The following is a 14,152-nucleotide window of genomic DNA, read 5'->3' on the forward strand; positions in this document are numbered from 1 at the left end:
AAAGGGGCGGCCACACATGAATCATTCAGTAGCTCTCTTGGGAAATTCATGAGTGATGACACGCCCTTGACCAAGAGGCGGCTCCTTGGCGGGGGGGGGGCGCCGACTATCTTACGATATTGAGGGTCGGCGCGGTCCAAGTCTGCGGCGCGTGACGATTGTAAGCAGTTTGTAAAAGTCACTGGCTGCGCGGGGTATTTAGACCCATGCTTTTCTCACACAAGCTTGATGGTTGCTTGGATCGTCGCTTTCGTCCGCGGTTAGCCTCCGGAAGCGCATAGTGAGAAAAGGGTAATTTCAATTATGGAACCGAGGGAAGCAAAGCCAAGCGTGAAGAAATCGCATCTGCTCCTTCTACCGATTGCTTGCACGATATGCGGCGCGGGGCCTGGCCCCGACGCAAGTATCCAGCTCGATCCCCGAGCTTTCCAGTTCGTTCGCGAAACTGACGAGCGTTTTCAGTCCTTCCAAATCGGCATGTCCCACCTTACGGGCGGTGAGACTTGGAAATCCTATGAACCTTCCAAAACGGAAGGAAGCGATCCGCAAGCCAAGAACTTCGACGCCGTAAGAGAAGCACGTGCGCCAACGGATCTTGCCAACGTTCGACTCCGGACGCTCGCCTCCGGCTTGGCGCCGTTCTATGTTCGTTATGGCGGAACCACGACCAACTCGGTCTATTTTCCGCAGCCTGGAGAGAAGGCCCCTGCAGCCCCGCCAACCGGCTTTCAAACGGTTCTGACGCCTGAGGCCTGGAAAGGCGCGGTGGACTTTGCTCGCGCGGTAAATGCGAAGATCGTGACGGGCTTCACCGTGAGTGCCGGTGTGCGCGATTCGAGTGGCGGCTGGACGCCGCGCGTCGCTGCGCCATGGCTGGAATATACTAAATCGATTGGCGGCGAGATCTATGCCGCGGAGCTGTTCAACGAGCCGAATGCGCCGGAACCTGGCCATATGCCGAAAGGACAAACAGCGTCTGCCTATGCGGCAGACTTTGCAGCATTTTCCAAGTTCATGAGGGAGTTTGCCCCGAGGGTAAAACTCGCCGGCCCTGGCGTGGCGACACTGGGGGTTCCCATGCCGATGCCGCAGCTGGAAGAAATCAGCGCCGAGCAGTACATGGCTGCGACGCCTCGACCGAAGATGGATATCGTCTCATACCATTTCTACGGGGCGATAGCCGAGCGCTGCGCCCCTCCCACATCGCCAGCAGGGATCACTGCGGACAAAGCGCTTTCAGAGGAATGGCTCGGGCGCCCCGATCTCCAGCTACAGCGCTTCAGGGCGCTTCGTGATCGATTTGCTCCGGGCGCGCCCCTTTGGCTTACCGAAACCGGCGCCGCTGCCTGCGGCGGTACGCGTTGGCAGCCGACTTTTCTCGACACATTCCGCTTCGTCGATTCGCAAGCGAGAATGGCGAAGCAGGGCCTGGATGTAACGGTGACCCATGCTCTGATCAGTGGCAGCAACGGCGTGATCGACGAAAAGACGCTTCAGCCCAATGCCGACTATTGGGCGGCGCTGCTGTGGACCAAACTAGTCGGCAAGAAAGTGCTCGATGCAGGCACGTCGCCAAGCGGTCTGCACCTCTATGCGCATTGTCAAAAGGGCGTGAAGGGCGGCGTGACCCTGCTCGCGATCAATCTGGAACCTGCGAGCAAGGTGGTGTCGCTTCCTAACGATGCGCAGGTCTATGAATTGACCGCTCCGGAGCTGCAAAGCCGGACCGTGCTGTTGAATGGAACGCCGCTGGCGCTCGTAAACGACCGTACCCTGCCCACTTTAAAACCGGTCAAATCGCGTGGGACGAAGCTCGCCGTCGCGCCTTCGAGCGTCAATTTCGTCGTTATGCCAAATGCCGCCAATCCTGCCTGTACTTTGTGAGGCTCCGCCTTTGACATTCGAGCCTGGTTTCCGGCATGTCTGATAACATAATGACCGCGCATGGACCCGCCAGGATTCTGATTGTCGATGATGACCGTGACTTGACGGCGATGCTGAAAGCCTATCTCGAAGGGGAAGGCTTCGTCGTCAGTGTCGTCCAATCCGGCGAGGAGGCACTGTCTGAAGTAACCGCCGACCAGTACGATGCGATCATCCTCGATGTCATGCTGCCGGGAATTTCAGGCTCAGAGGTCTTGAGGCGCATACGGCTATCGAGCAATGTTGCGGTCATTATGCTTACAGCAAATGGTGATCGGGTCTCGCGTGCCAGCGGGTTGGAAAACGGCGCCGATGACTACGTTCCCAAGCCCTATTTTCCGCGAGAGTTGGTGGCACGCTTGCGTGCTGTGCTACGCCGGCATGACGGCGCGCACTATGGAATGGGCCGGACGCGGTTCAGAATCGGCAATATGGAAGTGGATTCGGATCGACGAATAGTTACGTGCAGTTTGGAACCGCTGGATTTGACCGGCTCGGAGTTCGCTTTGATCCTGGCTTTCGTTCGCGCAGCGGGCGCAGTGATGAGCAAGGACGATCTCTCGCAACAGGTCTTGCATCGGCCCTGGCAGCCTTACGATCGCAGTATCGACATGCATGTCAGCAACCTGCGGCAAAAGCTTGCCTTGTTTGGTGGGCCTCCCATCGAGACAGTCCGCGGGGTCGGTTACCGAATGCCAGATAAGCAATGAGGATTGGTCTGTTCGGAAAAATCCTGATCGCATTCTGGATGACTCTGATAGCCCTCGGATTTGTTCTCAGCTTTCTCACTGGTTTGTCACCCTATGAGGATCGCCCATCCGCGCGCTACGCGCCGTCCTTTCTGGCAATGCTGGCGCGTACCGTCGAACGTGAGGGTTTAGATGCCGCTCAAACACAACGATCTCTTCTCGCGAAGCCGATCCGCGACCAGATCACGATCACGCCGCACCGACCAGGAGAGCACGTCGACCAAGGTCGCGACCGCCTGTTGGCTCGGGCGCCGGACAGGCAAGAGTACGTCTTGCGCCTTAGCCGTGAACACACCACCGAGCTTTCCAAGGTCCCGCGTGCCGCGCTGTGGGGCGGGGCGATATCAGGAATTGCCTTCAGCATCGTGCTGGCCTTGTACCTCAGCCGGCCGGTGATGATGCTGCGGCGCGGCTTCCAGAAGCTTTCCGAGGGCGATCTCGCCGTTCGACTAAGCTCAAGCGTCGCTCGACGTAACGATGAACTGGGCGACCTAGCCGTCGACTTTGACGTCATGGCCGAACGTCTCGGAATGTTGGTGACCGCGCGCGATCGCCTATTGAACGATGTATCTCATGAACTGCGATCACCGCTCACCCGGGCGCAGCTTGCAATTGGACTTGCTCGTCAGGGTGGTCAAGGCTGGCCGGAAGCGATCGCAAGGGTCGAAGTAGAATTACGGAAACTCGACAGTCTTGTTGATGAACTCCTTACGCTGGCCCGCGAAGAAAGCGCGACTGAACCTAAAGAGGATTTCTTCGATCCTATTTGGGTTGTCCTTAAGGTGCTGGACGATGCGCAACTCGAGGTGAAAACCAAAAACCTTAAATTGCAAACGGCTTCACCACAAATGGATGAAGAGGCCAGGCCAGTAGTAGCCGGGAGCGCCCGTCTGTTCGAGCGCGCGGTCGACAATGTCGTGCGGAACGCAATCCGGTTCTCCAGCGAGTGCGGCGAACTTGATGTGCGGATCGACGTGACACCTGTGTCACCGTTTTACCGGGTGCAGATCAAGGATCGTGGACCTGGAGTCGACCCGAAGCTCATAGACACTGTTCTCCAGCCGTTCGTCAGGATCGGTGATACTGGGACGGGGCTAGGCCTCGCCATCGCCAATCGGGTCATTCGTGCTCAGGGTGGATCCATCACGTGTCATAACAGGCGGAGTGGCGGCCTATGCGTCACAATAGAGATTCCCGCGATCTCAGCACCTATCTGATATCGCCTGGGCGGCCACGTCCTGGCGAATGTAAGCGCAGTGTAAAGACAGCTGGTTCCGAACGGATGTTTCTCCAAGCTAACTCCGAGAGGAGAATCGCCGCGAGAACACTGCGGCATCTTGGCGCGGTATTCGCGCAGCTTGGGCATCGTGCGCGCAAAAGCAGCGCCAACTGCGATTGAGCGGCTGCCTAGTGTCGCGATTCGAGCAAGAGCTGCACCAATTCGGCTCGATCCTCGGAAGGTGCACAAGCTTTTAAAATTAAAAAGCAAAACATGGAGGGGGGAGAGAAATGGAGCGCAGCTATATCTTTTTGCTGGCCACAACGAGCCTTGGTGGATTGGCGTCGCCCGCGCTGGCACAGACAGCCGAACCGGCTATCTCAAGCGATGAGAGTCACGTTATCATCGTGCAAGCCCGTCGCCGTGACGAGGATGTGCAGGATGTGCCCGCAGTCATCGACACGGTCACCTCCGAGGATGTCGCCAAGCTGAACCTTCGCGACTTCAAAGACGTTCAGGCGCTCGTACCTGGCCTTCAGTTGAGTTCGGAATCCAATGGTGTGGGCGGCAGCGCGAAGCTGCGCGGCGTCAACTTTGACGTCAATGCGAGCGGATTCAACTCGACTGTCGAATTCTACATGAACGATGCGCCGATCACCGCGGGCATCGTGCTGCAGCAAATGTTCGATGTGGGGCAGATCGAAGTGCAGCGCGGGCCGCAAGGGACGCTTCGCGGTCGCGCTTCGCCCTCCGGCGCCATCACGGTAACGACCCGCAAGCCCGATCTGTTCTCGATAGGCGGCGCTGTCGATATGACGGCCAACGACATTGGTACGATCAATACGAAGGCAGCGCTCAATCTTCCAATCATCGAGGGCATTGCGGCGATCCGCATTGCCGGTGTCTGGGATGAAAACGAAGGCGACCGGGTGCGACCGATCACAACGCAGTATGGCGGCCGCGATCCCTTCGGGCGCACCAAGGCCGGGCGGGTCAGCGGTCTTATTCAGCCGACCGACTGGCTGAAGTTCGAAGGCGTTTACCAGCGGATGGAGCGTAACGCGGTCGGGTACGATCAGGTCGCTTCCTTCAGCGAAGTCAATCCCGATGCGCCCCCCAGCCCGGTTTACATCGATACGAGTGACAGGCTTTCGACACAGGTTCAGCCCCGCAGTATTCGCCAGCTTTACAACATCTACAACTGGCGGGGGGAAGCGAGTTTAGCCGGGCAGATTCTGATTTATCAGGGGCAGCACTACACGCAGCATGTTCGTTCGCACACTACCTCCGATCAGGCCGCCATTTTCCCCGGCGCCAACGTCTTCCAGGACACCGATAGTCATGCGAAATCGACTTCGCATGAAGTGCGTTTGCAGAACGAAACCCGCCTGTTCGGCGCGCTTGATTACGTAGTCGGCTTCTTCGATCAAAAGAACGATTCGCCGACGTCGCTGATCCAGCGTACACCCGTTCGGCTTCCTAGCACCCTGGGAGGCGGGCTCGCGACGATCGCGGAGACACCCATTCTTCGTAGCGGCGGCTCGCATGAGCAGTCTTTCTTCGGCAATCTCACAGTTCATATCGGCGATGCCACCGAGATTTCGGGAGGGGTGCGCCATATATCCTATACTTCGGATAGCGATCTTTCCGTAAGTGGCCGCGCAGTATCCAATGACAGGCAGGATGCCAAGAAGTGGATCTATTCAGCTTCCGTGAAGCACAATTTCACACCGGACCTCATGATATATGCGAGTACCGGAAGCTCCTGGCGCCCTGGGATCAACGCGGTGGGCGACTTCAATATCTTCCCTTCCGCGCTGGAGGAGAGCTTCCTGAACCTGCCCGCTGAAACGTCGCGGTCGTACGAAGCGGGTATCAAATCGACGATGATGGATGGCCGTCTCCGCGCAAATCTTACGGCTTACCACCAGAAATTCAACAACTACCCGTACCGGACGCCAAACTCGGTCTATTACGTCAATACGGTGGCTGATCGTAGTGCAAGCGGGCAGATTACCGGATTTCGGCAGGAACTCGCCAGCTTCAATTTCGTCGGGGCCGTACCGGTAACTGTCAATGGCGTTGAAGGGGATCTTTCGTTCGACGTTAGCGAACGCTGGAATCTCGGGATCACGGCCAGCTACTCGCTTGGCAAGATCAAGAATGGCGTGATCCCTTGCAACGATTTGAACGGCGATGGTATCCCCGACATGACGACCAGGGCTCCTACGCTCGCCGAGCTTCAGGCTGCAGTCGGGGCGAACAATCTCAGCAGTTGTCAGGTCAGTCAACGGGCTGCATTCCAGTCTCCGTTCTCGGCGACTTTGCAGAGTGAGTACCGGGTGCCGGTTTCCGGCAAACTGGATGGATACCTTCGCGGTTTGGTCTCATTCAATGGTAAGTCACAGACCGATCCGACTAGCCCGTGGGATGATGTGAAGGCTTATGCGCTGGTCAATCTCTACGCTGGTATTCGCGATCCGCAGGAGCGATGGGAGGTCTCCCTGTTTGCGAAAAACCTGTTGGAAACCGACCGCGCGCTTACCCGGACGAACCCCTTGTTCACAAGCTACAGACAGCTTGGGTTTGGAGGTATTCAGAACGGCAGGCCGGTGCTTACCGGTCCCACTGCTGCAGTCGCGACCAGCACCTACACCGGGGTGACAATGACGCCGCCGAGGGAATTCGGCATCAACGTTCGTTATGCTTTCGGATCTCGTTGACGCGCAAGACGCGTCCCTCCACCTGGGCGGATGGCTCGTCATCCGCCCCTTTATTTTGCCCGAGCAAGCAGAATTACGCCTTTTCGGCGGGACTGGCGCCGATCGGAATTTGCGGCCTCAAATAATTAGTCGACAGGAGAGGTTGATGTTTCAGGTGAATAAACGTGGCTTCGTCATGGCAACCTGTGTCGCGCTGCTGGCCGGGAGCGCTCTGGTATCGGCAGCTCCGGTGGCACCTGTTATGCAGGTGGGACGCATCGATGTCGCTACGGTGCCTTTTGACGAGGGCCGTGCGATCCGTTCGGGCACCTTCACGCCCTCCGGCCGGATCCTGGTTTCATACGCCGATAAGCAAGATGCTGATCGCCGGTTCATCACGCTTGCGACCATGGATGACGACGGCAAAAACTTGAGGACGTTCTTCTCTCAGGCGATCCCCGCTCGAAGCAAGGACAACGGACTTCGCTTCATGGTGTTTCCGGACAATCGGCGCATTTTCCTGGGCGATTTCGTGATCGAATGTTCCTCCAGTATCGATCACTGCGATCGTCCGCAGTTGCTGCCGGTAACATATCCCTCGGAGGTGGCTGATGGAGACCTCATCTCTCATCGCTGGTCGGAGATGATCGTGGCGCCGGACAATCGGCACATCGCCTGGACTACTCTTCTCTCCAATTATTCTGCGGTTGTTTTTCACCGGTGAGCTTGAACGCGGCGAGGCTGGGTACACCATCACAAAGCCGAGGATCATCAGTACTATCGAGCCCTTCGGGCCCGATCCTAAACACCCTGACGGGGTGCTCCCGACGACGGTGCGCGGCGGTGAAGTGAAGCAATTCGTGAATGGCGGGGCTGCCATTTCGCTGGTCGGTTCGGTTCGGCGCGATGTTCCGGATTCGGTTGTCCAGCATCTTGACGGCGCTGGCCTTGATGCCGTTACGGATACACCGGGATACAATGAAACCACGATCTTTTCACCCGATCAGCGGCTTGGCATCACCATGACAACGCGCTTTTCCGAGCACACCGATCCGGGGGTGCTCGGATTGCTGCCCCGACCTTATCCGGCGAGCTTGAACATGGGCCTCAGCATGTTCGCCTATACCTATTCTGTCGTCGGTGTGCGGTCCTCGCGTCTGGGCAATGTTGGTCCCGCCCTGATCGACATCGCTTCCTCGAAAACGGTGCCTGGATACCTGGGATCCAATCTGAGCCGTGATGAGAACTGGGTCTTTCGTTCGCCGATGTCATGGCACCCGGGCGGCAAGAAGGCGCTGTGGGTCGAGGGCAAACGTGGGAGCGACAGCCGTCGTATCCGGATGGTGACGCTGCCTGACTACCGTCCGGGAAAAGCGATCGCGGCACGCACGACGCCGGACGCGATCCCCTACGCATCGACAGACCTCTCAATAATTCCGGCCTTGGCGGAAAAGTCGCGGAACATCGACGTCAAGGTTTACGGTCAGAAGACAGGATACATACAGTATCGGCGGACCCCGGCGACGATCGAGAAGGTTTATGTCGGCTATAGTGACGATGGAAAGGGCACTTACTCCGGATCTGAGATGCTCAAGGTCAATCCCCAAGGCAACTCCGTTTACCAAGGGAACGTGCGATTGGAAGGAAAGGAATCCGGAAAAATGGCGCTCAAGCTTACCTTCGGTCCACTTACCGGAAAACTGCCTGCGCAGATCGTCTTCGGATCCGACGCCAACGGTGATCCCCAAAGCTTTGGCTATTCCGAATATGCCGGCAAACGGCTTGATGTCGCCGCGTTGGTTCCCTGACGATATTCGCTGTGCCTGAATAGCCGAAAGGGAGGTGCTGGCGCTCGCTCAGCACTTCTCTTCGATGTGCAGCCCGCCATGACGCCATTCGGTTTCGCGTCAGGTTCCCCAATGCGGCGGATCAGCATCGAAGGCGGTTACACGAACGTGTTCAGTGCATCCGCCGTAAACGGGCTCATTTGCCGAATTGTGGTGCTCTATGGCAGTTATGTTGGCGGGAATCCCTTCGAGGGGCAGGTCACTCGGTCTGCCAGGCATTGCCTGCCGATCACTCGCTGCTCTGGGCACAAGCGACCGGCAGGCCATCCTGGAAAGCTTAGAAGTCGACGTTAGCCGAGATCCAGAGCCGGCGGCTTTCCTGGTTGATCGAGTAGGCTGGCGTGTATGCGGTGACCGAACCGTTCGCATAGGGGACATAGACTGCGTAGTCGGTGTCCAGGATGTTGTAGACGGTTGCGGCGAGGCGGAAGGCGGGGGTGAACTGGTAAGACCCGCCGACGTGGAACACCTCGTAGCTACGGAAATCGCCCAGAGCCTCCTGCTGTGCGTTGTTGCCGCGCCAGCGGCTTGAACGGACTTCGGCGCGGGCCCACAGGTTCGCTGCGTCGGTCACGTTCCAGCGCAGGTTGCCGTTGAACATGTGCTTGGGCACGCCGACCAATGGCAAGCCCTCGTCCGCGCCGCTGAGCTGCTCGGAGTCGGTGTAGGTATAGTTGGCCGAAAGCGAGAGGGTGGGCGTGAAGGTGAAGCGGGTCGCCACTTCCACACCGCGCGTGCGCGCCTTGTCGATGTTGATCGACTGGCCGAACAGGTCGACCGCCGGGAAGTTGCCGACATCGAGGCAGCCCGGCCGGTTGGGATTGCCTGCGAACGAGCAGTTGGGGATGCCCGGCCCCGTCGCGATCTTGTCGTCGAAGTCGTTGTTGAACAGGGTCACGTTGCCGCTGAAGAACCCGTGGCTATCGTAGTAGACGCCCGCCTCGTAGCTGGTGCTGGTCTCGGGCGTCAGGCCCGGCGTGCCGATCAGGGGCACGCGGCCCTGACTGCCGAAGCCGATGATGCCGCTGGCAATCTGCTCGACGCGCGGGGTCTTGAAGCCCCGGCTGACGCCTCCCTTGAGGGTGAAGTCGTCGTTGACGTTCCACACCGCATAGGCGCGGGGCGACCACTTGGAGCCGAAGGTCGAGTGATCATCGTAGCGCGCGCCGCCGGTCAGATTGAACCCGTCGACCACGGTGAGCGTGGCTTCCGCAAAGCCGGCCCACTGTTCGAACTTGAAGGGGGCGGGGGCTACGCCGTCCACCATGCGGGCCCACCAGTACTGGCCACCGACGGTGAAGGCGACCGGCCCGGCCTTGCCGGCAAAGCGCGAGTCCAGGATGTCGTTGCGCGCCTCCAGATTGCGCGCGCTGCCGGGCGTGGCGCCCGGAGTGCCGTTGGGGACGAGGCGGCCGATCGTCTCGGTCTCGTTACGCGTGAACGTGGTGTCGAGCTGGCCGAAGTCACCCGCGCGCCAGGTATGTGCTGCAACGTAATTGGTGCGGTTGAACTTCTGGGTGGGCGAATAGCCGCCCGAACCCAGCGTGCCGAGCTGGCCTTCGGTATTGTCGTAGGTCTGCTCGTTGCGGTCGAATTCCAGCCACAGATCGTGGTCGGCGTGGGGCGTGAAGCTCAGGCGACCGCCGTAAGTGTAGATGTCGGAGCGGACCGGATTGCGGCCCAGCGTCAGCGCCGGGTCGCCCGGGATCTCGATGTTCGAGCCCTCGCGGTGGAACACGCTGCCGCGCAGGGTCAGGCCGACAAGGTCCTTGACCACTGGGCCCTGCGCGAAGCCGGTGACAGACTGGATGTTGCCGAAGCGCTCGTCGCCCTGGATCGTGCTCTCGGCCGAGGCGCTGCCGACCCAGCGGTTGCCGACCTTGCGGGTGATGATGTTGACGACGCCGCCCATCGCATCCGAACCGTAAAGCGTGGACATGGGCCCGCGCACCACCTCGATCTGCTGGATCGCGGCGAAGGGCGGCATGAAACTGGTGGAGGTTTCACCGAAACCGTTGGGAGTGACGCCGCCCGGCGCATTCTGACGGCGACCGTCGATCAGTACCAGCGTGTATTCGCTGGGCATGCCGCGGATCGAGATGTTGAGCCCGCCGGTCTTGCCCGCCTCGCCGCCGACATCGACGCCCTGGACGTCCTGCAATGCTTCTGCGAGGCTGACGAAGCGCTTGTCCTGAAGGTCGGTGCGATCGATCACGGTGATGCTTGCAGGCGCCTGGGTGATGTCCTGCGCATAGCCCGCCGCCGTGACGACGATCGGAGTTCCGGTCTCGTCTGCGGCTTCCTTGGCGAGTGCTGTCGGCGCTGCGAAAGCGGCCAATGCGATAAGGCTGGCACCGCCCATGCGACGGGCGTGACGATGTGTGATTCTGACCAAGCTGAATTCCCCCTTAAAGATGCGAGTGACTCGCATTTGCAGGGCAGGTGAATTCGGGTAGCGCGGCTGTCAATTGCCTGGCGGCGAGGAAACCTTTGAGAAATATGATCTTACTTTTGGAGAAAATAAAGCTCTCGAGCCGAAACAGCGGAGCAACAAAGGTCGCGCTTCAGCGGACCAAATCATATGCTAAGACATTGAATGAAGAATCGGCGTTGTCTATTTGCTCTATCAGGAACCCGAGCACGGCGGCTCAGGCGACAGAAAGCACTTACAACCCATACGGATCATCGGCCTCGATATATTCCATAACTGGACCCGTCCGGACCGTGCACCAGTGCACCGTTCGGGAGCTGGCGCAGCGTCGGGCGCTCTCGGGGCTTTAATCCATCCCAAGCTGCTACTTGGCGTCGCTGTTACGGTTCTGGCTTACATCGGTTCGTCCGGTGTGTTCACCTAACATTGCGCCACTCCTGATGTTCTTGGCCGTATCCTCGATGCCCGCAATGGCTGTGCTGACGGCAGCGCTCGGGCTACTGACCTTTGGCGCAGTGCCCCCGTTGCAAGCGCGACTGCTGTCGATCGCCGAGAGGCATCAGCTCCACGCGGTGGATGTTGCCGCGGGCCTGAACATCGCGGGCTTCAATTCCGGCATCGTGTTCAGCCCTGCTCTCGGAGGAGTTGCGATGTCCTTGCTCGGCGTGACCTATGCTGCGCTGCCGGCCGCGATAGCGGGTGGCGCGGGACTGGTATTGCTGCTCGTTCAGCAGCGTCCTTCTGGGGACAAATCCTGAAGCAGCCATTCGGGGACGCGGCACCGCCGCATTCCCGAGGAAGGTTTGCTGATTCAGGTAGAAGCGGATTTCCCGATATTTGCTTCGGCTTGAGCGCGCGCTTCATGTCTACAGTTCGTCCGGCATTCCAGACTTGACGCTTGGTGACGGCGTGTTCGGTTTAATTAGCTCAGCTTATCGTGGTATGCACATTTAGCTGCCTAATCACAAAGATTCGGTCGCGCTATCCTCCTCCTGGAAGCTGGAGGACGACCATGGCGCCATTCAAAGCATCTCTACCGATTCTGGCAGTGATCGGGGCATTCGTTGCCTCGCCTGTGAGCGGGGCCGACAGGAAAACTGAACCTCTCATCATTGCGAAGCAAGGCAGCTTTTCTGCAGGCGGAACCGTTCAGAAGACGCCTGGGACTTACGTCAACAACGCCCCGACCGCTCAGGGCCAGAGCTTCCATGGGGATCACCTCTACGCCTTCTATCAGGTTCCGGAGAAGCCACGGCGCCTGCCTATCGTCATGCTTCACGGCGCTTACCAGTCGGGGCGCAGCTGGGAAACGACCCCGGATGGGCGCGAGGGCTTCCAGACCCTGTTCCTGCGCCGGCACTTCACGACATACGTTGTCGATCAGCCCCGGCGCGGGCGCGCGGGTAACAGCGTTGTTGCCGCGATCGTGGAGCCTGCACCCAACGATCAGCTGTTCTTCGACCAGTTCCGCTTGGGCGCCTGGCCTAGGTTTTTCGATGGCGTGCAGTTCGATCGCGATCCCCGGACCCTCGATCAGTTCTTCCGCGCAGTAACGCCGAACACGGGCCCCTATGATGCCCAGGTCATATCCTCCGCGATGACCGCGCTGCTGGAAAGGACGGGGCCTGCGATCCTGTTCACACACTCGCAGGGTGGCGAGCCCGGTTGGCTGACGGCGATCCGAAGTCCCAACGTCAAGGCCGTGGTCGCCTTCGAGCCCGGCAGCGGCTTCGTTTTCCCGAAAGGTGAGGCGCCGGCCGATATGCCGAGTGCCGCCGGCACGCTCAAGGCCGTCGAGATTCCATCATCTCACTTCGCCAGGCTCACCCGTATTCCAATCGTCATCTACTATGGCGACAACATTCCAACCGAACCGACGGCCGAGCGTGGCAAGGATAATTGGCGCGTGCGCCTGGCCATGGCGAAGCTCTGGGTCGCCGCCGTTACCCGGCACGGCGGTGATGCCCGCCTGGTCCATCTCCCGGAGATCGGTATCCGCGGAAACACGCACTTCATGATGTCCGACCTGAACAACGTCGCGATTGCCGATCAAGTGTCGCGATTCCTCGCCGAGAAGAACCTCGACTGAGCAGGATTTCCCAAAATGGCTGAACTGCCTTCCCATCGCAGCAGGCGCGAGTTTCTCGGAACTTCCGCGCTGTTCCTAACAACCGCACTGATAGGAGCGCCCTCCATGAGCCAAGCCGTGACCGAGCGGACCGCGACGCCGCTGGACTACCGCGATAACCCGTTCACACTGGTTTACGACGGTGCACTCGCGAAGAACGAGCCGGGCAAGGTCAATATCCGTCCCTCCAGTTACAGGCTGCATGGGCTGGACATCGTCGCCAACGTTTACACGCCGGCGGGGTATGATCCGGGCAAGTCCTATGCTGCGATCGTGGTCGCGCATCCAAACGGCGGGGTGAAGGAGCAGACTGCTGGCCTTTATGCTCAGCATTTGGCCGAACGCGGGTTCATCACGATTGCCATGGATGCTGCTTATCAAGGTGGCAGCGGTGGCACCCCGCGCAGCGTCGACAAGCCGACTCACCGCATTGAGGACATCCATGGCGCCGCAGATTTCATCTCGGGCTTCCCCGGTGTCGATGCCGATCGCCTCGGGCTCTACGGGATCTGCGGTGGCGGCGGGTATTCGCTCGCAGCAGCCAAGACGGACAAGCGCTTCAAGGCGGTTGCGACCCTCAGCATGTTCAACTCGGGCCGCGTGCGCCGTAATGGCTTCCATGACACGCAGGTCGCGACGATCCAGGAGCGTCTCACGCAGGCATCCGCTGCCCGCGCGCAGGAAGCAAAAGGCGGTGCGGTCCTCTACTCAGGAGATGCGGACCTTACCGACGCCCAGATCGCGGCGCTGCCGTTTGATCTCTATCGCCAGGGGTATCACTATTATTGGCGCACCAACGCGCACCCCGGCTCGACCTTCAAGTACACTACCAGCAGCCTCATGGATCTGATGCGCTGGGATGCGACTGATCAGATCGAACTGATCGACGTACCGCTGCTGATGATGGCGGGCAGTGAGGCTGATACCCTCTACTTGACCGAGGACGCTTTTTCGAAGGCAACGGGCACCCAGGACAAGGAACTCTTCAAAATCCCCGGTGCGCGGCACATCGAGACCTATTGGGTGCCCGAGTATGTCGAGATCGCTCTCGGCAAACTGGTGCCGTTCTTTTCGCGTACGCTTGGCGTCTGAAAGGGAGCGCAATTCCAGCGCCCACAGGGCATCGTCGTATTCTCAAGAAACATAGGAATTT

Annotated in this window: 10 protein-coding genes; 9 read left to right on the top strand and 1 reads right to left on the bottom strand. The window is 59.4% G+C overall.

The window, feature by feature from the left end:
• Nucleotides 1–330: 330 nt before the first annotated feature.
• From ACI3K3_RS00465 to ACI3K3_RS00490, 6 genes are all read left to right on the top strand, one after another.
• Entirely contained in the window at nt 331–1,884 is a 1,554-nt protein-coding gene (locus ACI3K3_RS00465; protein ID WP_404911407.1) for a hypothetical protein, read from the top strand.
• A 50-nt stretch (nt 1,885–1,934) separates the two neighbouring features.
• Entirely contained in the window at nt 1,935–2,633 is a 699-nt protein-coding gene (locus ACI3K3_RS00470) for a response regulator transcription factor (protein ID WP_404911408.1), read from the top strand.
• Nucleotides 2,630–3,889, top strand: coding sequence for an ATP-binding protein (locus tag ACI3K3_RS00475; protein ID WP_404911409.1), 1,260 nt, complete (start codon nt 2,630–2,632; stop codon nt 3,887–3,889). Before ACI3K3_RS00470 ends, ACI3K3_RS00475 begins: the two co-directional genes overlap by 4 nt.
• A gap of 292 nt (nt 3,890–4,181) precedes the next feature.
• A complete protein-coding gene (locus ACI3K3_RS00480; protein ID WP_404911410.1) occupies nt 4,182–6,614 on the top strand; it encodes a TonB-dependent receptor in 2,433 nt (810 codons plus the stop codon).
• A gap of 145 nt (nt 6,615–6,759) precedes the next feature.
• Complete coding sequence (locus ACI3K3_RS00485) at nt 6,760–7,317, top strand: hypothetical protein (protein ID WP_404911411.1); 558 nt, start codon at nt 6,760–6,762, stop codon at nt 7,315–7,317.
• Nucleotides 7,301–8,401 (top strand): hypothetical protein, encoded by a 1,101-nt coding sequence (locus ACI3K3_RS00490; RefSeq protein WP_404911412.1) that lies wholly within the window; start codon nt 7,301–7,303, stop codon nt 8,399–8,401. The genes ACI3K3_RS00485 and ACI3K3_RS00490 overlap by 17 nt, the downstream gene beginning before the upstream one ends.
• 316 nt (nt 8,402–8,717) lie before the next feature.
• On the opposite strand, the gene ACI3K3_RS00495 is transcribed toward ACI3K3_RS00490, so the two are convergent.
• Complete coding sequence (locus tag ACI3K3_RS00495; protein ID WP_404911554.1) at nt 8,718–10,802, bottom strand: TonB-dependent receptor domain-containing protein; 2,085 nt, start codon at nt 10,800–10,802, stop codon at nt 8,718–8,720.
• 539 nt (nt 10,803–11,341) lie between these two features.
• On the opposite strand from ACI3K3_RS00495, the gene ACI3K3_RS00500 reads away from it, so the two are divergent.
• The 3 genes from ACI3K3_RS00500 to ACI3K3_RS00510 all read left to right on the top strand — a co-directional run bounded on the left by ACI3K3_RS00500 (nt 11,342) and on the right by ACI3K3_RS00510 (nt 14,091).
• On the top strand, nt 11,342–11,629 hold the full coding sequence (locus ACI3K3_RS00500) for a hypothetical protein (protein WP_404911413.1): 288 nt from the start codon (nt 11,342–11,344) through the stop codon (nt 11,627–11,629).
• A 317-nt stretch (nt 11,630–11,946) separates the two neighbouring features.
• A complete protein-coding gene (locus ACI3K3_RS00505; RefSeq protein ID WP_404911414.1) occupies nt 11,947–12,960 on the top strand; it encodes an alpha/beta hydrolase in 1,014 nt (337 codons plus the stop codon).
• Between the two features lie 105 nt (nt 12,961–13,065).
• Nucleotides 13,066–14,091 (top strand): alpha/beta hydrolase, encoded by a 1,026-nt coding sequence (locus tag ACI3K3_RS00510; protein ID WP_404911415.1) that lies wholly within the window; start codon nt 13,066–13,068, stop codon nt 14,089–14,091.
• Nucleotides 14,092–14,152: the final 61 nt, after the last annotated feature.

This window comes from Novosphingobium sp. ZW T3_23 (assembly GCF_044987305.1).
Taxonomy (GTDB): Bacteria; Pseudomonadota; Alphaproteobacteria; order Sphingomonadales; family Sphingomonadaceae; genus Novosphingobium.